General features: G+C 68.4%; 14 protein-coding genes. 8 read left to right on the top strand and 6 right to left on the bottom strand.

Annotation, left to right across the window (positions count from 1 at the left end; translation table 11 throughout):
• Positions 1-47: 47 nt before the first annotated feature.
• Positions 48-2,759, top strand: a complete 2,712-nt coding sequence (locus AC07NN_RS18275; protein WP_494644151.1) for a glycosyl hydrolase — start codon at positions 48-50, stop codon at positions 2,757-2,759.
• On the opposite strand, the gene AC07NN_RS18270 is transcribed toward AC07NN_RS18275, so the two are convergent.
• From AC07NN_RS18270 to AC07NN_RS18255, 4 genes are all read right to left on the bottom strand, one after another.
• Positions 2,756-4,054 (bottom strand): glycoside hydrolase family 28 protein, encoded by a 1,299-nt coding sequence (locus AC07NN_RS18270; RefSeq protein WP_494644148.1) that lies wholly within the window; start codon positions 4,052-4,054, stop codon positions 2,756-2,758. The genes AC07NN_RS18275 and AC07NN_RS18270 overlap by 4 nt on opposite strands.
• Positions 4,055-4,102: 48 nt before the next feature.
• Complete coding sequence (locus tag AC07NN_RS18265; protein ID WP_494644146.1) at positions 4,103-4,888, bottom strand: IclR family transcriptional regulator; 786 nt, start codon at positions 4,886-4,888, stop codon at positions 4,103-4,105.
• A gap of 139 nt (positions 4,889-5,027) precedes the next feature.
• Positions 5,028-6,059 (bottom strand): LacI family DNA-binding transcriptional regulator, encoded by a 1,032-nt coding sequence (locus tag AC07NN_RS18260; RefSeq protein WP_494644144.1) that lies wholly within the window; start codon positions 6,057-6,059, stop codon positions 5,028-5,030.
• A 204-nt stretch (positions 6,060-6,263) separates the two neighbouring features.
• The gene (locus AC07NN_RS18255) at positions 6,264-7,517 is read right to left on the bottom strand and encodes a rhamnogalacturonan acetylesterase (RefSeq protein WP_494644142.1); all 1,254 of its coding nucleotides are present in this window, start codon (positions 7,515-7,517) and stop codon (positions 6,264-6,266) included.
• A 171-nt stretch (positions 7,518-7,688) separates the two neighbouring features.
• Between AC07NN_RS18255 and AC07NN_RS18250 the strand changes: the two genes are divergently transcribed.
• The 7 genes from AC07NN_RS18250 (at position 7,689) to AC07NN_RS18220 (ending at position 17,997) form a co-directional block, all read left to right on the top strand.
• Positions 7,689-8,714 carry a LacI family DNA-binding transcriptional regulator gene (locus AC07NN_RS18250; RefSeq protein ID WP_494644139.1) on the top strand — a complete coding sequence of 342 codons (1,026 nt, stop codon included), beginning with the start codon at positions 7,689-7,691 and terminating at the stop codon, positions 8,712-8,714.
• Between the two features lie 199 nt (positions 8,715-8,913).
• Entirely contained in the window at positions 8,914-11,064 is a 2,151-nt protein-coding gene (locus AC07NN_RS18245; protein WP_494644137.1) for a TonB-dependent receptor, read from the top strand.
• Positions 11,065-11,116: 52 nt separating this feature from the next.
• A complete protein-coding gene (locus tag AC07NN_RS18240; RefSeq protein WP_494644135.1) occupies positions 11,117-11,938 on the top strand; it encodes an acid phosphatase in 822 nt (273 codons plus the stop codon).
• 86 nt (positions 11,939-12,024) lie between these two features.
• Positions 12,025-13,989 carry a glycoside hydrolase family 3 protein gene (locus AC07NN_RS18235; RefSeq protein WP_494644132.1) on the top strand — a complete coding sequence of 655 codons (1,965 nt, stop codon included), beginning with the start codon at positions 12,025-12,027 and terminating at the stop codon, positions 13,987-13,989.
• 11 nt (positions 13,990-14,000) lie between these two features.
• Complete coding sequence (locus AC07NN_RS18230) at positions 14,001-16,199, top strand: beta-glucosidase family protein (protein ID WP_494644130.1); 2,199 nt, start codon at positions 14,001-14,003, stop codon at positions 16,197-16,199.
• A gap of 17 nt (positions 16,200-16,216) precedes the next feature.
• Positions 16,217-17,785, top strand: coding sequence for a carboxylesterase/lipase family protein (locus AC07NN_RS18225; RefSeq protein ID WP_494644128.1), 1,569 nt, complete (start codon positions 16,217-16,219; stop codon positions 17,783-17,785).
• Entirely contained in the window at positions 17,782-17,997 is a 216-nt protein-coding gene (locus AC07NN_RS18220; protein WP_494644126.1) for a hypothetical protein, read from the top strand. The genes AC07NN_RS18225 and AC07NN_RS18220 overlap by 4 nt, the downstream gene beginning before the upstream one ends.
• Here AC07NN_RS18220 and AC07NN_RS18215 read toward each other — a convergent pair.
• Positions 17,994-19,289, bottom strand: coding sequence for a hypothetical protein (locus tag AC07NN_RS18215; protein ID WP_494644124.1), 1,296 nt, complete (start codon positions 19,287-19,289; stop codon positions 17,994-17,996). The genes AC07NN_RS18220 and AC07NN_RS18215 overlap by 4 nt on opposite strands.
• 44 nt (positions 19,290-19,333) lie before the next feature.
• Positions 19,334-20,626 carry an MFS transporter gene (locus AC07NN_RS18210; RefSeq protein WP_494644121.1) on the bottom strand — a complete coding sequence of 431 codons (1,293 nt, stop codon included), beginning with the start codon at positions 20,624-20,626 and terminating at the stop codon, positions 19,334-19,336.
• Between the last annotated feature and the right edge of the window lie 180 nt (positions 20,627-20,806).

Below are 20,806 nucleotides of genomic sequence, written 5' to 3'. Positions count from 1 at the left end.
CCTAGGCCGGGCCCGTCCCCAAGGGGGACCCGGAGCGTGGTGCGAGCATGAGGCGGATGGACGTCGTCGAGGGACGGTCGGGACCAAAGGCCTCGCGCCGCGGCTTCCTGCTAGGCGCCAGCGCGCTCGGCCTGCTGGCCTCGGCGCCCACCTTGGCGGCTAGCCGCTCCGGCCTTTCCCAGCTCGCCGCAAGCTTCGCCCGTCCGCCCGCTGACAGTCGACCCATGGCCCGCTGGTGGTGGTTCGGCGGCGCCGTCGAGGCCGACGAGATCGCTCGCGAGATCCGCGCCATGAAGGCCGGTGGTTTCGGCGGCTTCGAAATCCAGCCCGTCTATCCGTTGTCGCTGGACGATCCGAAGCTCGGCATCCGCAACAAGCCCTACCTGTCGAAGGACTTCCTCGACATGGTTTCCGTCGCCGCCCGCATGGGGCGCGAGGAGGGGATGCGGGCCGACCTGACCCTGGGCTCCGGCTGGCCGTTCGGCGGCCCGCACATTGGTCCCGAGGACGCCGCTTCCCGTATCGTCAAGCAAGACTTGGCCGCGCCCGCCGGGAGCGAGGCGGTCGAGCTGCCGGCGCTCCAGCCGGGCCAGCGTTACGTGGCCGCCTTCGTCGGGGCCTCGCCGGCGGACGCCGCGCCCGTCGAGATCGCCGGGAGCCGCGCTGCGTTCGCCAAGGCGTCAACCGACAGGACCCTTTACCTCGTCCTCCAGACCCGCACTCGCCAGCAGGTCAAGCGCCCCACGGTCGGCTCCGAAGGCTTCGTGCTGGACCATCTGAGCGCCCGGGCCGTGCGCAAGCATCTCGACACCGTCGGCGAGCCGCTGCTGGCCGCGTTCGGCGACGACCGTCCGCACGCGATCTTCAGCGACAGCCTGGAGGTCTACGGCGCCAACTGGACCGACGACCTGCTCGCCGAATTCAAGGTCCGTCGCGGCTACGACCTGGCCCCGCATCTCTTGAGCCTGTTCGTCGACACCGAGCGCTCGCCCGGTGTCCGCTACGACTGGAGTCTGACCCTCTCGGAGCTGGTCAACGAGCACTACCTGATGCAGGTCAGCGCGTGGGCCAAGACGCGCCAGACCCTGTTCCGGTCCCAGACCTACGGCATCCCGGCCGTGACCCTTTCGTCCAACCGGCTGGTCGACCTGGCCGAAGGGGAGGGCGCGGATTGGCGTCAGGCGACCTCGACCCGCTGGGCCAGTTCGGCCAATCATCTCTACGGTCAGGCCGTGACCTCGGCCGAGAGCTTCACCTGGCTACACAAGGGCGCGTTCCGGGCGACGCCGCTCGACATCAAGGCCGAGGCCGACGTGCTGATGCTGCAGGGCGTCAACCAGTTCATCGTCCACGGCTGGCCCTATTCGCCGCCCAAGGTTCCCGAGCCCGGCTGGGCGCTGTACGCCGCCGCCGTGTTCAACGACCACAATCCGTGGTGGCCGGTGATGGCCGACGTGAACCTATATCTCCAGCGGATGAGCCATCTGCTGCGCCAGGGCGACAACGTCGCCGACGTGGCGCTGTACGTCCCGACCGAGGACATCATGTCCGGCGCGCGGCCCGGCAAGGAGGTCTCGGTCAATGACGAACTGCGCAAGACCTTCCCGGCCGCCATCCTCGATGGCCTGCTGGACGGCGGCTACAATTTCGATCTGATCGACGGCGACGCGATCCTGCGCCGGGGGCTTCGCCATAACGCCCTCGTGTTGCCCCACATCGAGTGCATCGCGCCGGAGGTCTATGAGCGCATCCAGGCCTTCGCGGCGGCGGGCGGGATCGTGGTTTCGGTCGGTGCGCCGCCTTCGCGGGCGCCGGGGCTGAGGGACGCCGAGGCTGGGAGCCGCCGCGTGTCGGCCCTGTCGAAGGCGCTGTTCGGTGGCAAGCTCAAGGGCGCGGCCGTCACGGACGAGGTGGGCCTCATCCATGCGCTGAACGACCTCTCGCCGCCCGACCTCGGTGGCGCGCCCAAGGGTGTGGGCTACGTCCACCGCCGCGTGGCGGGTGGGGACCTCTATTTCGTCGCCAACACCACAAACGCGCCGGTCGCCGCGACCCTACGCTTCGGCGCCGGTGATCGTGCGGGTCAGGCTTGGAATCCGGTGACGGGCGCCGTCGATGGCCTAAAGCCGGGCGCGGAGGTCCGCCTGGCGCCGTTCGAGTCCCGGGTCTTCGTCTTCGGCCAGGACCTGCTGGCCGCGCCGCGCAAAGCGGCCGTCGCCGAACGTGCTCTGCCCCTGGCCGCCGGTTGGCGCCTCAAGGTCGGCGACAAGGAGATCTCCGTGACCGCCTTCGGTTCGTGGACCAGCGATCCGGCGCTGCAGCACTATTCGGGTCCGGGGACCTACGGTCGCGACCTCGACCTGACGGCGGCAGACCTGTCTTCTCCGGCGGTCGTCCTCGATCTCGGACCCGGCGCCCCCGGCGTCGCGAACGAGCGGAAGGGGCCTGGCTACTATGCCCAGTACGACGCCCCGGTCCGCGACGCGGCCGAAGTGTTCGTCAACGGCCAGCGCGCTGGCGCGATCTGGTGCGCGCCGTTCCGGCTGGACCTGAAGCCGTTTCTCAAGGCCGGCCGCAACCGACTGGAGGTCCGCGTCTACAACACCGCGATCAACGAACTCGCCGGCCGCCCGCCGACCGACTACACGGCCCTGCGCGCCGCCTATGGCGACCGCTTCCAGCCGCAGAACATGAGCGAGCTGACGCCGCTGCCTTCGGGCCTGATCGCCGCGCCGACGCTGCGTTTCGGCCCCGGTTAGGCTCCAGGCGCCGCTGCCGGCTGGCCGTTGATCACGACCTTGTCGAAGGTCAGGCCCGCGACGCCAGTGGCCTCCAGCGCGCCTTGCGTTAGCTGGAGGTCGAGGTTCTTGAACCTGATGTCGCTTAGCGTCGTCTGGCCGGGATTGGGCCGGATCGACCCGAACGATCCGAAGCGCCCCTTCAGCCCTGAAAGCGTCACGTTGCGCACCGTCGATTGCGGCGGCGCGTGACCCTTCAGGTCCTTGTACTGCGACCAGGGCGCGACATAGACAATCCGGCCGGCGGCGTTGTCGAACGTGATGCCGCGCACGTGGATGTCCTCGTAGAGCTGCGGCGTGTCGGGTCGCAGCTTCAGCATCAGGAAGTTCATCTGTCCGGTCACCCGGCTGTTCTCGATGATCACGTCGCGCACGACCGTCGCCTCGCTGCCGCAGGCGAATGCCTGGTGGCCCCGCCGGAAGTGGCAGTTGCGTACCCGGATGCGCTCGACAGGCGGGCTGGCCTTGTCCTCCAGCGCCAGCGGCCCCTTCGAGCCTTTGGCGGCGATGCAGTCGTCGGTGACCGAGAAGTAGCAGCCGTCGATGGTCACGCCTTGGCAGCTGTCCAGGTCGATGCCGTCGGTGCTGGGGGCCTGCTTCACCTCGTCCGGCACCTCGAAGCGGGCGTTGCGGACCAGGACGTCCTGGCACTTGTAGAGATGCAGGTTCCAGAACTGGGAGTCCTTGAACGTCACCCCCTCGATGGTCACGCCCTTGGAGTTCTGGATCAGCGCCAGGCGCGCGCGGTCCAGGCCGATATTGGGGAAGTTGCCCGGATCGGGCGCGGCGGCGCGCAGCTTGAAGAACAACTCCCAGATCGGCCGCCCCGAGCCGTCCAGCACGCCTTCGCCGGTCAGGGAGAAGCCGTCGCAGCCGTCGACATTGATCAGGGCCGGCGTGAAGCTGTCCTCGAAGTGCCCTTCGATGCGCGTGCGCCGGCGCGGGAAGTTCGACATCTCGGTCGTGCACTTCAGCACCGCGCTCTTGGCCAGGTGCAGGTTGACCTTCGGCTTGAGGAACAGGGCGCCGGTGACGAACACGCCCGCGGGCACGGTCACCGTGCCGCCGCCCCGCGTCGCCAGGTGATCGATGGTCGCCTGGATCGAAGCGGTGTTGATTGTCACGCCGTCAGGCTTGGCCCCGAATGCGGTGATCACCGCTCCGCGCTTGCTCGCCGCCTGCGCCTGGGCAGCTAGGATCGGCGCGGCGACCAGCGAAGCGGCGAACCAACGGCGCGTGCGGCGAGGCAGGGACATGGGAAGCATCCAATCACAGAAAGTTCGGCGACGCTCGCGAGCGCTGGCTCAGATCGTCCAGCCCCAACCCAGCCGACGGCTGATCGCCGCTGCGCCCTCGATGACGCAGCGGCCGGCTTCTTCCAGCCGCTCCGGTGTCATGTACTGCGGAATGCTGGACAGGCTCAGTGCGGCGACGATGGCGCCGCTGGCGTCACGGATCGGCGAGGCCACGCAGTAGATGCGGTCGCCGTTCTCGTCGATGTGCCGCGTGAAGCGCTCGCGGGTCGCCAGCCGCAGCTCCTCGGGGCGGAAGTAGTCGTCCCAGAGGTCCTGGTGCGCATCCAGCATCAGGGCGCGACCCAGGGCGGTGTCACGGATGCGATTGCGGTCGCCGACCCGGTGGCGGACCACCACGCCGCGTCGGCGGCTGGGCGAGCGAGCGATGTAGACGACGTCGTCGCCATGTCTGACGGCCAGGTTGGTGGCCTCGTCCATGCGCTGGCTGATGGCGTCGAGCGTCGGCTGGGCGATGGCCGCCAGGTCCGTTGCCTCATGCGCGAGGAAGCCCAGGTCCATCAGGCGCGGGCCCAGTCGATAGCCTTTGCGATGGTCATGGCTGAGCAGGCGGCGTTCGACCAAGGCGGTGGCCAGCCGGTGCACCGTGCTGCGGCTCAGGCCCAGTTGACGCTCGAGGTCGGGCAGGTTGATCGGCCCGGCGCGCACGGCGTCCAGGATGTCCAGGGCGCGGGTCAGGGTCTGGCTGGACCGCTCCGCCTTGCCCGGCGCTTCTGCGCGCAAGGGGCCGTCGGGGGAGGCGGTTTCGACCGGAGAGGGGGCGATCGCGACGTGCATGCCAACCGTAAGCTGTTCGCGACCTGGGCCAGAGAGGCTTTGATCGCCACTATTATCTGGTGATGTGATGAATTGACTTAACCGGTTAACTTAAGCTCGTCAATTCGCCGCCGAGTGGGATTTGAAGATGGTGGAAGACCTAGGTCCCGGCGCGCGGTTCGACGGCGCAGACGATCTCCAGGCCGAGGACCTGTTGGGTCGCGCCTTGGTCGTCATCCAGGATCGAAAAGGCCATGTCGGCGGCCGATTTGCCCAACTCCACCGCGGGCTGAACGGCGCAGATGTACTGGACGCCTAGCAGGTGAACGATGTCGCCCAGGCCGAAGAAGATGATGACGATCTTGCTCAGGTGCTCGGGGGCGTGAACCTTCAGCGCGTGGATCGCGCCCAGCGCCACGGGGAAGGAGGCGCAGAACAGGGCGTCGGGCTTCTCGTCCTGGGCCCACAGTTTCAGGAAGCCGTCGAAGCCGGCCTGCTCGTCGAAGCGACCCTCGATGACCCATTCGGGGCGCGGGGCAACACCGGCCTCGCGCAGCGCCGCCTCGTAGCCCTCGCGGCGACTGCGGCCGATATTGGTCACACTGGAGCCCGCCAGATGCGCCACGCGCCGATAGCCGTTGGCGATGCTTGCGGCCACCGCGGCCTTGGCGCCGCCGAAGTCGTCCATCACCACCCGGTTCAGATCGCCCGTATTGCTCGGCACGCGGTCGAAGAAGACCAGGGGAACGCCATTGTCGGCCGCCATTCGGCACAGCTGCGGATCTACTGCTTGGGTATGCTCCGTCACCGAGACCAGCAGGGCGGCCGCCCGCATCGACAGGAAGGTCTCGATGTGGCGACGCTCGACGGTCGGGTCTTCGCTGGAGATCCCCAGCACCATCTCGAAGTCGCGGGCGGCGACCGCGCCGTTGATGCCCGCCAGCACGGCGGCGAAGAAGGTGTGCTGGACCTTGGGGATGACCACCCCGAAGACTTTGGATCCCGTCGTCAGCGAGCGGGCCAGGAAGTTGGGCAGATAGCCCATCTCGCGCGCTTCCTGCTTCACGCGCTCCCGGGTGGACGGCGAGATGTCGGGTGAGTCCCGCAGGGCTTTCGAGACGGCTGCCTTGCTCAGGCCAAGGCGCAGGGCGATGTCGCTTAGCCGAGGCGGCTGGCGCTTGCCTCCGTCCATGTCGCTACGTCTCCGCTCCGGGACACCATACAGCGCCGGAGTGGCGATCGACGGTCAAGCCGTTCTGCGCCAAGTAACGTCAAACGTCCATAGGTATGATAAATGGCGCGGGTGAAATATTGAACCGATTTCGGCAACGTATGGTTTAGGTAGCGCTACCCTGTCGGCGGCGCCTCAGCGGGGATCGCTTGATCGGCAAAGTTCCTACGGCTGGTTGACGCCTAGGGGGCGCTCCTCGGCCACGGTAATACTGGGCGGGACCTTGAATTCGCTTTCGGGCATGGGCTTTGCCGGATCGTAGGGCGGCAGATCGTCCACGATGGCCTTGGCGATCGGCGCCTTTGCGTCCTTCAATCCCTGCACGACGATCTTGGCCAGCTCGTAGGCGCCATAGGGGCCGTGGTGCGAACCGTCCTTCACCGAGAAGTCGGCGTTGTGCATGAAGAGCGCGCCCACGCCCTTGGGGCCCATGGTCTCATAGAGCACCTTGCTGCGCGCGTGCAGGTCGATCAGCAGGGCGCCGGTCTCGCGCGCGGCCTCCCGCGCCCGTTCCGGATAGGCGCCGGCCGTATCGACCACCTGGTCGCCGTTGAAGCGATTGCGGAACATGGGGGTGACGATCACCGGCGTCGCGCCCTTGGCCTTCACGCGTGCGACCCACGCGATCAGGTTGGCCTTGAATTTCTGCTCGGCGTCCGGGTCCTTGGACTTCTGGTCGTTGTGGCCGAACTGGACCAGGAAATAGTCGCCCGGCCGGATGTTGGCGGCGATCTTCTCGAAGCGGTTGGCGGCGATGGCCGAGAAGGTCGACTCGCCGGACTCGGCGTGATTGGCGACGACCACCGACGGCTTGAAGAAGCGGGGCAGCATCTGGCCCCAGGACGCGTAAGGCTCGCCGGGCTGATCGGCCACCGTCGAGTCGCCCAGGACGTAGATCATCGGCACGTTCGCCGGCTCGATCTTCAAGGTTCGGATCGCCGGGGTCCCGTCGAACTCCAGCGACAGGCGGCTGTCCCAGGCCCGCGCCTCCTGCACCGCCTCGCGCGGCTTCAGTTTCACGGCGCCGCCGGGATAGGCCGGGGTGCGGACGTCGACGATGAAGGTCCTGGTCGTCGACTTGCCGGCGCCGACCACCACGCGTTCCAGCATCAGGCGTCGTAGTTCGGCCTTCACTGTGGTCTCCGAGGCCGCGTCGCCGCCAAACGTGACCGTGACCTTGTAGGCGCCTTCGGGCAGGTCGGCGGAGAAGAAGAACGGGGTCTTGCCGGCGCTGTGGGCCTCGATCACGGGCGGCGCGCCCTCGACCCCGAAGCCCGCCTTGGCCGAGTAAGCCTGGGCTCCCGCCTGGACGCGAACAGGCGCCGGGGCTGTCCCAAAGACGAAGGTTTGATGCGCCGCCGGCGTTTGCAGGGGCGACGCCGCGAGCGCGGCGACGAGGGGCAGTCCGGCGAGCAACATGTCTTACGTCCATTACTCAGAGTGATGGGTTCGCGCTTGTAGCAGGCAAAGCGCGAGTCCTGTCCAGCGTCGGCCAGCAGGGTCCAGCCGTGAGGAGAGTCCGAGGCGCACGGCTGGCGCAAAACTCGATTCCATCGCAAACCTCGCATCTACGCAGCGAACCAGGACGCCATGGGCGACATCACCATCATCGATATCGCCCAGCAGGCTGGCGTCTCGATCAAGACGGTCTCACGGGTTCTCAATCGGGAAGAGGGCGTCGGGGCAGAGACGCGGGCGCGGGTCGAGGCGCTGATCGCTCAGCTGGGCTATCGGCCGAATGCATCGGCCCGGTCGCTGTCCAGCCGCCGCAGCTACCTAATCGGCGCGATCTTCATGCGCGTCGGGGCCTATCACTTCGTGGGCCAGGTGCAGGAAGGCGCAATGCGCGCCTGCCGCAAGGCCGGCTACCACCTCGTCTTGGAGCAGGTCGATCCGCCCGAGGCTGTCGGGCGCGAAGCCTTCGCCCAGGCTCTGCGCGCGGCCAAGTTCGATGGGGTCGTACTGACGCCGCCGATCTGCGACGACCCCGAGGTGCTGTCGATTATCGAGGGCGCGGGCCTGGCCTATGTGCGCATGGCGCCGCACGCGGACCTCGACCGCTCGCCCTGCGTGCTGATGGACGACTACGAAGCCGCGCGCACCGTGGTGGGGCGGCTCTGGGCCTTGGGCCACCGCAAGATCGGCTTCGTCGAGGGCGACCTGCTCCATGGTTCGGCCCGCGAGCGCCGGCGGGGTTATCTGGACGCGCTGGCCGAACGGGGCGGGGAGGGGCGTCCCGAATGGATCGCCTCCGGCGACTTCCAGAGCCTGTCCGGTTTCCATGCCGGCGACCGTCTGCTCGGCCAGGTCGACCGACCGACGGCGATCTTCGTCTCGAACGACGAGATGGCCATGGGCGTCCTGGCCGCCGCCGCCAAGCATGGCTTGGCCGTGCCACAGGATCTGTCGATCGTCGGCTTCGACGACACCCCGGCCGCCGAGGCTTCCTGGCCGCCTCTGTCCACGGTCCATCAGCCCACCGCCGCCATGGCCGAGACAGCGGTCGAGATGCTGATCGGCGGCTTTGGCGACGAGCGCCTGCGGGCGCGGTCGGCCGCGCGATCCATGGCCTTCCACTTCGTCGAGCGGTCCTCGACCGCGCCGCCGCCCGCCTGACCTCTTCCACGCAACCCTGACAGCGATGTCGAAATTTTCGCCATAGACAACGTTGTCGTAACGTGATGTCTAGTTACGACAACGTTGTCGTAAACATCGAAAACGTTGCAAACAGCCCCGGCACAAGGGGTGAGAGGAAACGCCGTCGACACATCGCGCTTCAGGGCGCGTGCGGGCGGCATGCAGGAAGGGGAGAGATATGCGCAGCATTTTGCTGGGTTCCGCCGCCACCGCCGTACTGGCCCTGTGGGGCGTCGACGCAATGGCGCAGGACGCCGACCGCGCTCAGCTCGAGGAAGTCGTGGTCACCGCCCAGAAGCGACTGGGCACGGTGCAGAAGACGCCGCTGGCGGTCACCGCCCTGGGCGGCGAGACGCTTGAGAAGCAGAACGTCGCCGACGCCGGCGACCTGACGGGCCGGGCGCCCAACCTGACCGTCGGTCAGGCCGGCAACGAGGTGATCATCAGCATCCGCGGCGTCAGCAGCTCGGGCGTCGTGCCCCAGCGCGACCCGTCGGTGGCCTTCCATATCGACGGCGTCTACCTGCCGCGTCCGTCCGGCGCCAATTCGGTCTTCTATGACCTGGAGCGGGTCGAGGTGCTGCGTGGCCCGCAGGGCACGCTGTGGGGCCGTAACGCCACCGCCGGCAGCCTGAACATCATCACCCGCAAGCCGGTGCAAGACGTCGAGGGCGCGGGCGAGATCCTCTATGGCAGCTACAACCGCCTGAAGACGCAGGGCATGCTGAACCTGCCGATCACCGACACCCTGGCCGCCCGGGCGGCCTTCGTCACCAATCGGGTCGCCGGCTACCAGAAGAGTGCGGTCAACGGCCAGCCCGACCTGAACGACGCCGACGAGCAGGCTGCCCGCCTGCACCTGTTGTTCAAGCCGAACGACAGCCTCAAGGTCCTGGTCTCGGGCGACTACTACCACGCCGGCGGGGCCGGCGCGGGCAATGTGCTGATCGGTAGCGGCGCAACCAACTACCTCAAGTCCGGCCAGGCCAACCCCTATGTCGCCAGCACCAATATCGCAGGGCGGCGCGACAACCGGATCACCGGCCTGCAGTCCGAGATCACCTACAGCTTCGAGCCGTTCGACCTGATCTCGCTGACGGCGCTGCGCCATGACAATCAGGAGACCATGACCGACACCGACGCCACGGCGACCGGCACGGACTCCCAGCACTATATCAACAAGAACAAGACCTTCTCGCAGGAACTTCGCATCTCGTCGCGCGGCGACGGGCGGCTGAAGTACATCCTCGGCGCCTTCTACATCAAGGAAACCAACAACGATAACCTGTACGTCTATACGAACCTGGCCCAGACCACCGGCCAGATCCTCCAGCGCCCGCACCGCTTCGCCAAGTCGTGGGCCGGCTTCGGTCAGCTGGATTTCGACGTCACCGACAGCGTCACGGTCTTCGGCGGCCTGCGCTATTCCGAGGACGAAAAGGGCAATCCCGACGGCCTGACCCGCGTCATCGGCACGACCAGCAACAGCTTCCGGCCGGACTCCGGCAAGTGGGACAAGTGGACCTGGCGCCTGGGCGGCAACTGGGAGATCACCTCGGCCAACATGGTCTATGCGACCGTGGCGACGGGCTACAAGGCGGGTGGCTTCAGCAGCAACCGCAACTTCGGTCCCGAGACCCTGACCTCGTACGAGCTTGGTTCGAAGAACTACTTCCTGGACCGCCGTGTCCTCGCGAACTTCTCGGCCTTCCAATACGACTACAAGGACCTGCAGGTCGTTTCGGTGGTGCCCGACGAGAACGGTATCAGCCGGGCCCTGACCACCAATGCCGGCGTCTCGACCGTCAAGGGTTTGGAGTTCGAGGGGCAAGCCAAGGTCAGCAGCGCCCTGACGTTCGACGTCACGCTCTCGTACCTCGACGCCAAGTTCGACGTGTACAAGGCCGCGGTCGATAGCCTCTACGCCAACGTGCTGGACCTGTCGGGCAACCGCCTGCCGCGCGCGCCCAAATGGAGCGGCAACTTCGGCGTGACCTATTCTGCGCCGGTCGCGACAGGGGGGATCACCCTGCGGGCTTCGAGCCGCTATCAGAGCAAGGTCTACTACACCGAGTTTAACGACCGGCCGATCGTCACCGCAGGGACCACGATCCATCCCTATGGCACAGCCAGCCAGGACGGCCATTGGATCTCCGACATCAGCGCCCGGTATGACGACGAGCGGGGCTGGTACACGGAGGTGTATGTCGACAACATCGGCGACAAGGCGGTCCTGCTGGCCACCAGCATCAACACCGCCCGCAGCTTCTTCGGCAATTTCGGCGCCCCGCGCACGGCCGGCGTGAAGCTGGGGATGAAGTTCCACTGATCGCGTAGCGCCCGGAGCGCGTCGCGCTCCGGGCTCGTCCAAGGATTTCCTGATGACTTTCCTGTCTCCGCGCGGCCGCCTCGGCCTCGCGATGGTCGTCGGTGCGGGCCTCGCGGCCGGCGCGGCGATCGCCCAGCAGAACCCGTTCGGCCAGCTGCCGCCGGGCTACCTGGCCAAGGGCGCGGTGGACGCCGCGACCATCGTCGCTCCGGCGCCCAGCGAAGGCGACGCCCGCTACGAGGCCGACCGTCGGATTTTCAAGGCCACCCGGGCCGAGAAGGACAGCGCCCGCTGGGTCATGGCCACTCGCGACGTGCGCATGCAGCCGCCGGCCATGATGGAGGCGTACAGCTGCGCGGCAGGGGTGACCCTGACGCCGGAGACCGCGCCGAAGCTCAACAAGCTGATGCTGCGGGTTCTGGTCGACTCCATGACCGCCAACGAGGCCGCCAAACACGCATACCAGCGCAAGCGCCCGTTCCAGATCGACGAGGGCGAGATCTGCCAGCCGGTCTCGGACGTGGCCAGCAGCTACGACTACCCCTCGGGCCATACCGTGTGGGGCTGGTCCTGGGCCCTGGTCCTGGCGGAGCTGAACCCCGAGCGGGCCACCCCGATCCTTGCCCGCGGCCGGGCCTATGGCGAAAGCCGGATGATCTGCGGCGCTCACAACGCCAGCGCCGTCGAGGCGGGGGCGGTCGTGGCCGCCTCGACCTTCGCGACCCTGCATGGCTCGCTGGAGTTCCGCGCCGATCTCGACCAGGTCCGCGCCGAATTGGCCGAGCTGAAGACCAAGTCGCCGCCGCCGGCCGCCGAGGCCTGCGCGACCGAAACCTCCCTGGTGGCGCAGAGCCCCTATCGCGCCGCGCGCTGAGCGCGGCGGCCGCCAGACCCTTCGCGTCCCTCGCTGCCTGCGGCGAGGGGCGCGCCTTTCCCCTTCGCACCCGTTCGAGGCGTCCCATGCGCTGGCTCTCCGCCCTGCTGTCCACCTCCTGCCTCGCCGTCGCGACCGCGAGCCTGGCCGCACCGCAGCCCGCCCTGGGATCGCGATCGATCCCGATCCTGAAGCAGGGCGAGTTGGCGTTCCGCGACCTGAACCGCAACGGCGCGCTCGATCCCTACGAGGACTGGCGGCTGACCGCCGAGCAACGCGCCGCCGACCTCGTGGGCCGCATGACGCTTGACGAGAAGGCCGGCCAGATGATGCACGGTACGCTGCCGGCCATCGGACCGATGGGCGTGGCGGGCATCGGCGGGTCCTATGACCTCGACAAGACCCGGCCACTGATCCTGCAGCGCGCGGTCACCACCTTCATCACTCGCCTGGCGACCGAGCCGACGCGGATGGCCGAGCAGAGCAACGCCGTACAGGCTCTGGCGGAGGAGGGGCGTCTGGGCGTGCCTGTCACCATCAGCACGGACCCGCGCAACCACTTCCAGGCCACGGCGGGCGCCAGCGTGGCGGCCAGCGGCTTCTCGCAATGGCCCGAAAGCCTGGGCTTCGCCGCGATCGGCGATCCGGCGCTGGTCCGGCGGTTTGGTGACGTGGCGCGCCAGGAGTACCGCGCCGTCGGCATCCACCAGGCGCTGTCGCCGATGGCGGACCTAGCCACGGAGCCGCGCTGGTCGCGGATCAACGGCACCTTCGGCGAAGACCCCGAGCGGGTCGGTGCGCTGGTCGGCGCCTATGTCCAGGGCTTCCAGGCCGATCCGCGAGGTCTCGCCGCCAATGGCGTCTCAGCTGTGGTCAAGCACTGGGTCGGGTACGGGGCTTCGGCCAAGGGTTTCGACGGTCACAATTCGTACGGTCGTTACGCGGTGTTTCCGGGCGGCAAGCTCGACCTGCACATCCGGCCGTTCCAGGACGCCTTCGCGGCGGGCGTGGCCGGGGTCATGCCCACCTACGCCATCCTCAAGGATCAGGTCGTCGAGGGCCGTGCGGTCGAGCCGACCGGCGCCGGCTTCAGCAAGGTGCTGCTGACCGACCTGCTGCGCGGCCGCATGGGCTACAAGGGTCTGGTCATCTCGGACTGGGCGATCACCAACGACTGCGGCGAGACCTGTCGCAACGGCTTCCCGGCCGGCCAGCGTCCGACCTTCGAAGGCCTATCGACGGCCTGGGGCGTCGAGGACCTCTCCAAGCCCGACCGCTATGCCAAGGGCGTCGACGCCGGCCTCGACCAGTTCGGCGGCGTCGAGGACACGGCCGAGCTGGTCGCGGCGGTCAAGGCCGGCAAGATCTCCGAGGCCCGCGTCGCGGAGTCCGCGCAACGCGTCCTGGCCATGAAGTTCACGCAAGGCCTGTTCGAAAATCCCTATGTCGCCGCCAAGGCTGCAGCCGCCCTGGTCGGCGCGCCCGCCGTCGTCGCCGAGGCGAAGGCGGTCCAGAGCCGCTCGCTGGTCCTGCTGGAGAACAAGAACCACGTCCTGCCGCTGAAAGCCGGGACGCGGGTCTATCTGAAGGGCGTTTCGACGGAGGCGGCGCGGGCGCGAGGCCTGGTCCCGGTCTCCGCACCCGACCAGGCCCAGGTGGCCATCGTCCGCGTGGCGACGCCGTTCGAGACGCTGCATCCGACCTATCTGTTCGGCAGCTTCCAGCACGAGGGCGACCTGTCGTTCAAGGACGGCGCGTCCGACTACGAGGCGATCAAGACCCTGTCGACCGCCACGCCGACGGTCGTCGGCGTCTATCTCGACCGGCCCGCGGTCCTGACCAATGTCCGCGACAGGGCCGCTGCGCTGCTGGCCGACTTCGGGGCCGGCGATGAGGCCTTCCTCGATGCGCTCACGGGTGTGGTTCCGCCGCAAGGCAAGCTGCCGCTGGAGCTGCCGCGCTCGATGGCCGCCGTCGAGGCCCAGGCCGAGGACGCGCCGCACGACAGCGCCGACCCGCTCTATCCCATCCATTACGGCCTGACCTACTGAAGGACCTCGCCATGCTTTCCTCCCTGCGTGCGGCCGCCAGCGTCGCCGTCATCGCCTGGGCCGCCGTCGGCCATGCCCAGGCGCCCGCCGACCGTCCCTGGATGAACTCCAAGCTCTCGCCCGACGAGCGCGCCCGGATGCTGGACGCCCAGCTGACGCTCGATGAGCGGATCGGGCTGGTCCACGGGCCGATGGCCATGCCCTTCAAGATCAAGGCGATCCCGGAGGGCGCGATAGGCTCGGCCGGCTACATCGCCGGGGTGCCGCGCCTGGGCATCCCCGCGCTGCAGGAAACCGACGCCAGCCTCGGCGTGACCAATCCCTTGGGTATGCGCCCGGGCGACGGCGCCACGGCCTTGCCGTCGGGCCTGTCCCTGGCTGCGACCTTCGACGTCAAGCTGGCCTATGCCGGCGGGGCGATGGTCGGCGGCGAGGCTCGGGCCAAGGGCTTCAACGTCCTGCTGGCCGGCGGCGCCAACCTAGCCCGCGATCCGCGCAACGGTCGCAATTTCGAATATCTCGGTGAGGACCCGCTGCTGGCCGGGACCCTGGCGGGCGAGGCCATCCGGGGCGTCCAGGACCAGAAGATCGTCTCGACCGTGAAGCACTTCTCGCTGAACGGCCAGGAGACCAACCGTCACTGGGCCAATTCGGTGATCGACGAGGCGGCTCACCGCGAGAGCGACCTGCTGGCCTTCCAGATCGCCATCGAGAAGGGCCAGCCGGGCTCGGTGATGTGCGCCTACAATCTGGTCAATGGCGACTATGCCTGCGGCAACGACCATCTGCTCAACGGCGTGCTGAAGCGAGACTGGGGTTACAAGGGCTGGGTGATGTCCGACTGGGGCGCGGTGCGCGCCACCGACTTCGCGCTGAAGGGGCTGGACCAGCAGTCGGGCGAGCAACTTGACGATCAGGTCTGGTTTGGCGAGCGCCTGAAGACGGCCGTCGACAAGGGCGAGGTGCCAGCCGCGCGCCTGTCGGACATGGCCCAACGCATTCTGCGCTCGATGTTCGCCGCCGGGCTGTTCGACGATCCGCCGGTCAAGCGCGACATCGACTACGCCGCCAATGCCGAGGTCAGCCGCGCAGCGGCCCGCGACGGTATCGTGCTGCTGAAGAATCACGACGGCCTGCTGCCGCTGGCCGCCACGGCGCGGAAGATTGTGGTGATCGGCGGTCACGCCGACGGCGGCGTGCTGTCGGGCGCCGGTTCCTCGCAGGTGACCGCGCCGGGCGGCGCCAAGGTCTCGATCCCGCTGGGCGGGGAGGGCGCGTTCGCCGCCTGGCGCAACATGATCCTCCACCCGTCCTCGCCCCTGGCCGCCATCCGCGCGGCCGCGCCGGCGGCGCAGGTGAAGTTCGACGATGGTCGCTACGTCGCCTCGGCCGTGGCGGCGGCCAAGGCCGCTGACCTGGTGATCGTCTTCGGCAATCAATGGATGACCGAGACCGAGGACGCCCCGGACCTGTCGCTGCCCGACGGCCAGGACGCCCTGATCGCGGCGGTGACAGCGGCCAATCCCAACTCCGTCGTGGTGCTGCAGACCGGCGGTCCCGTAGCCATGCCTTGGCTCGACCAGGCCGGCGCGGTGGTCGAGGCCTGGTACTCCGGCGCCAAGGGCGGCGAGGCCATCGCCGACGTGCTGTTCGGCAAGGTCGACGCCTCGGGTCGTCTGCCGATGACCTTCCCGGCCTCGCTGGACCAATATCCGCGCGTGGTCATGCCAGGTCTTGGCCTGCCCGAAGGGCAGCGCTTCGACGTCGTCTATGAGGAGGGCGCGGACGTCGGCTATCGGCGCTTCGCCACGACGGGCGCCAAGCCGCTGTTCCCGTTCGGCTACGGCCTGTCCTACACGCGCTTCGCCTATTCGAACCTGAAGGTCGTGGGCGGCGACACCCTGACCGTCAGCTTCGACGTCGCCAATGTCGGCGCGCGGGCGGGCAAGGACGCGCCGCAGGTCTATCTGACCGACGCGGCGGGGCAGCCGTTGCAACGCCTGATCGGCTTCGAGAAGGTGGCCCTGGCGGCGGGCGAGACTCGGCGTGTGACGGTCTCGGCCGATCCGCGTCTGCTGGGTGGTTTCGACGCCAAGGCTTCGCGCTGGAGCGTGAAAGCCGGGGACTATCAGGTGGCGGTGGGCGCCAATGCCGCGGACCTGGCGCTGAAGGGCGCGGCCAAGATCAAGTCGCGGACGCTGAAGCCGTGATGCGGGAGGAAATGACGATGCGTGTGATCCTGATGGCGGCCAGCGCCGCCCTGGCCCTCTCCGCGAGCGCGGCTCAAGCCGCCGATCCGGTCGTGAAGACCACCAACGGGCCGGTCGTCGGCGAGGTCGTGGGCAGCGTGGCCGCCTTCAAGGGGGTGCCCTTCGCCCAGCCGCCGGTCGGTTCACTGCGTTGGCGCGCTCCGCAGGCGCCCAAGACTTGGACCGCGCCTCGGCCCGCCAAGGCCTACGGTTCCGACTGCATGCAGTCGCCGTTCCCCGGCGACGCCGCGCCGTTGGGCGTGACGCCGGCTGAGGACTGTCTCTACGCCAATGTCTGGACGCCGGCCTCCGCGCCAGGCGGCAAGGCCAAGCTGCCGGTCATGGTCTGGATCTATGGCGGCGGCTTCGTGAACGGTGGCAGTTCGCCGGCGGTCTACAGCGGCGATCGCTTCGCCCGCGACGGAGTCGTGCTGGTCAGCTTCAACTACCGCCTGGGTCGGTTCGGCTTCTTCGCTCATCCGGCCTTGAGCGCAGAGAACGCCGACGGCGGCAAGCTGGGCAACTACGCCTTCCTCGACCAGATCGCGGCCCTGCAATGGGTGCGCGACAACATCGTCCAGTTCGGCGGCGACCCCGCCAACGTCACCGTCTTCGGGGAGTCGGCGGGCGGCATGTCGATCCACGCCCTGCTGACCTCGCCCCTGGCCAAGGGCCTGTTCCAGAAGGCGATCATCCAGTCCGGCGGCGGCCGAGCGGGCCTGCTGGCCAGCCTGCCCATCAAGGCCCCGGCCGGTCAGCGCTCCGCCGAAGGCGTCGGCAAGGCCTTCGCCGAGAAGGCCGGTGTCGCCGGTGACGGTCCCGAGGCGCTGGCCGCCCTGCGCGCCTTGCCCGCCGAAACGGTGGTCGACGGCCTCAACATGATGACCATGATGAACCCGACCTTCGTTGGCGGGCCGATCCTGGACGGCAAGACGCTGACGGTCGGCGACCCCCTGACAGCCTACCGCGCGGACGCCTGGAGCCGCATGCCGGTGCTGGTTGGGGCGACCAGCGCCGACGGCTTCTTCTTCGGCGGATCGCCGGACCAGGTCTTCGCGCCGTTCGGCGACCGCAAGACCGAGGCCAAGACGCTGTACGATCCGGACGGCAAGACGCCGATCCAGGTCTATGGCTGGAAGGTCGCCGGCGACCGGATGTTCATCGAACCCGCTCGCGCCGTCGCTCGCGCGATGGCCGCCAAGGGCGCGCCGGTGCGCGAGTATCGCTTCTCCTATGTCGCCGAGAGCCAGCGCAAGGAATGGTGGGGCGCGCCGCACGCGACGGAAATCCCGTTCGTGTTCGACACCGCCGACATCCGCTATGGCGCGGCCTACACGCCAAGTGACGACAAGGCCGCCAAGGCCGCGCACGCCTATTGGGTCGAGTTCGCCAAGACGGGCGGGACCGCGAAGGGTTTGCCGACGTGGCCGGTCTACGATGCCGGGCGCGACACGATCCTGGATCTCACGGACACGCCGGCGGCGGTCGCCGATCCCCTGAAGGCGCGGCTCGATCTCGTCGAGCACGCCAGCGAGGTCCGGCCATGACCCCGAAGTCCGAGATGGTGGTCGTCGACCGCGAGCGGTTCCAGGCTCTGCGGCGGGTGCTGCCCGCAGCGACCAAGGAGCAGATCCAGAAGACCTTCGGCGTCAGCGAGACCACCTGGGTCAAGCTGCGTGACGGACGTCCGCTGCGTCGCGCCACGCTGGATCGCATCCTGCACCGCTATGGACTGCTGATCGGGGCGAACGACAACTAGCGCGAGGCGACGACGGCCTTGAGCAGGTCGCGGAAGCCTCGAGTGGCGGCGATGGTGGCCGGGACGTTGAGGCAGCGTTCGTCGTCTTCCGCCACATGGTGGAAGCGGTGGATGCCGAAGACGCCCGCCGCCGGCGCGTAGCCGGCCTTGATCACTTCCTCCAGTTCGCCGGCCGCCAGCACCGCGCTGGAGACCGGCGCTTCGTAGCCGATCTGACCTGCGAACACCTTCTGGGCCAGCGGCAGCAGGGCGGGGCTGATCGACAGGACGCGCTGGCTGTCGACATTGGGCAGCGGCGTGGCGCCGCCCGGCATCTCGCGCCAGTCGCGCGCGGCGACATTGGCGCCCAGGTGCAGCCAGAACTTGGTCGAGGCGGTGGGCGGCGCGATCTGCTTCATCGCTTCAGCCGCGCCCAGATATTCATACTCGTGGCCAGTGTTGCAGATGAAGGCCAGGTCGTGGTCGGGCAGGGCGGTCTTGGCCCAACGCGCCAGGTCGAGCCAGGCGGCCACGCCCGGGCCTCGCTCAGCCGCGCAGCCGAACCAACCGGATCGCGGCGTCGAGACCGCCACCCAGCGGCCTTTGCCACGGTCGATCCGGCCAACGAAGTTGAAGGCCGGGCGTTGGCCGTCCTGACCATCCAGGATCAAGCGCGCGGTCTTTCCCAGCATCGCGGCGGCCAGGAACTTGTCGGCGTTCTCGGGCGCGAGCAGGGCCACGGGGCCGGCGAACATCGGCTTGCGGCCATCGGCGTTGAGCGCGATCACCTTGCGCGTCGGGCCGTTGGTGATCGCCACCGCCGCCTTGGCGCCTGCCGCGAAGGCCGCCTCGATCGGCCGACGCGCGGCCGGGGTGAGCATCGACGACCAGCGGGCGAACGGCAGATCGACGAGGGCGATCGCGCCCTGCATCGATCCGGTGAAACGACCGGCCGCATCGACGCGGACCAGCGGACCGGAGACGCCGTCGGGTCCCGTCGGGGTCACGATCGGCTGCGGATAGACCGAAGCGGTCGCGTCCTCGCAGGCCAGTTCCGCACGGGTCTCGTCGAAGAACGGCACCGAGAAGGTCTGCCGTTCGACCTTGTAGCCGGCTTCCTCGAGCTCGCCGGCCAGCCACTGTCCGCAGGCGGTGTCGCCGGGGCCGCCCGCGCGCTTGGCGCCGAAACCGACATAGCGCTTCAGGTCCACTTCGATCGTCGCGGCGACCGGAGGCGCGGCCACGGCGCTGGTTCCCGCCAAGGGGAGCAGGGCGCCCGCGCCCAGGAGCGTTCGTCGGCTGGTGTCGATCATCGCGAAATCCTTACTGGTTTGGGCGGGAGGATGAAGGCGCCGGCTCAATCGGCCAACTGGCCGTGCACGCGGCGGCCAAGCAGGAGCAGGCTGAAGAACGACACGGCGCACACCACCGCCAGATAGAGCGCGATCGGCAAGCTGGACTGGTAGTGGGCGAAGAGGGCCGTGGCGATGATCGGCGCGAAGCCGCCGCCGAACACCGCGCCGATCTGGTAGCCTAGCGACGCGCCCGAATAGCGCACGGACTTCGGAAACAATTCGGCGAACAGCGCCGCCTGCGGTCCGTACATCATGCTGACGAAGGCCAGTTGGACCGCGATGGCGCAGAGCACGGCCGGCGGGGAGGCCGTTTCCAGCAGGGGGAAGACGGCAAAGCCCCAGAGTCCCGACAGGAAGGCGCCGGCCAGGAAGACACCGCGCCGCCCGAACCGGTCCGAGGCCGCGCCGCAGGCCAGCAGCATTGGGATCATCAGCGCGCTGCCAGCCATCACCGCCAGCAACAGGATCTCCCGGCTGATCCCAACGCTCGTCGAGCCGTAGGCGACCGCATAGGTGATGGCGATATAGAAGCAGACGTTGTTGGCGATGAAGGCTCCGCCGGCCAGCAGGATCACCTGCCAGTGATCGCGGGCGGCTTCCAGGATCGGCGAGCCGCGGCGCTCGGTGGGAGCCGCCTGGCTCTCGACCTGAGGCTCGACGATGCTGACATGGACGAGCAGGCCGATCGCGATCAGCACGACGCTGGCGACGAAGCCGACACGCCAGCCCCAGGCCATGAAGTCCTGATCGTCGGTCACGGCGCTGACCAGCAGGAACACCGCATTGGCCAGCACCACGCCCAGCGGCACGCCGACCTGGACGAAGCTGCCGTAGAAGCCGCGCTTGCCCGGCGGCGCGCTCTCGATGGCCAGCAAGGCGGCGCCGCCCCATTGGCCGCCGACCGCGAGGCCCTGGACGAAGCGCAGAACGATCAGCAGCAGCGGCGCGGCGACGCCTAACTCCGCATAGGTTGGCAACAGGCCGATCAGGGTGGTCGACAGGCCCATCAGCAGCATCGCTACGACCAGGGCGCGCTTGCGTCCGTGGCTGTCGCCGAAGTGCCCGAACAGCATGCCGCCGAGTGGGCGGGCGACGAAGCCGACCGCGAATGTGCTGAAGGAGGCGATCTGGGCCACGAAGGGCGGAAGGCTCGCCGGGAAGAACAGATGCGGGAAGACCAGCGCCGCCGCCGTCCCGTAGATGAAGAAGTCGTACCATTCGACCGCCGCGCCGGCCGAGGCCATGACGGCGATCTTCAGGCCGGGCTTTTTCCCGGCGGCATCCGACTTTGACATGAGCTCTCCCTGGCGCTCTTCGTGGCGCTCGGGAAACGAGACCATTCTTCGTCGCCGGATGTCAATGATTGTACGACAATCTGTTTTGAATTGTGCCTGATGGATGCGTGGCGGTGTTCAAAGGCTTGCCTGGCTTAGGGGGAGCGCTGGGCGAATGTGCGATCTGATTCTTGTGATCCG

It is taken from the genome of Caulobacter sp. GW821-FHT09H08, assembly GCF_059415885.1.
The sequence above is the reverse complement of the archived record's forward strand: the minus strand, read 5'-3'. Positions and strand labels throughout refer to the sequence as shown.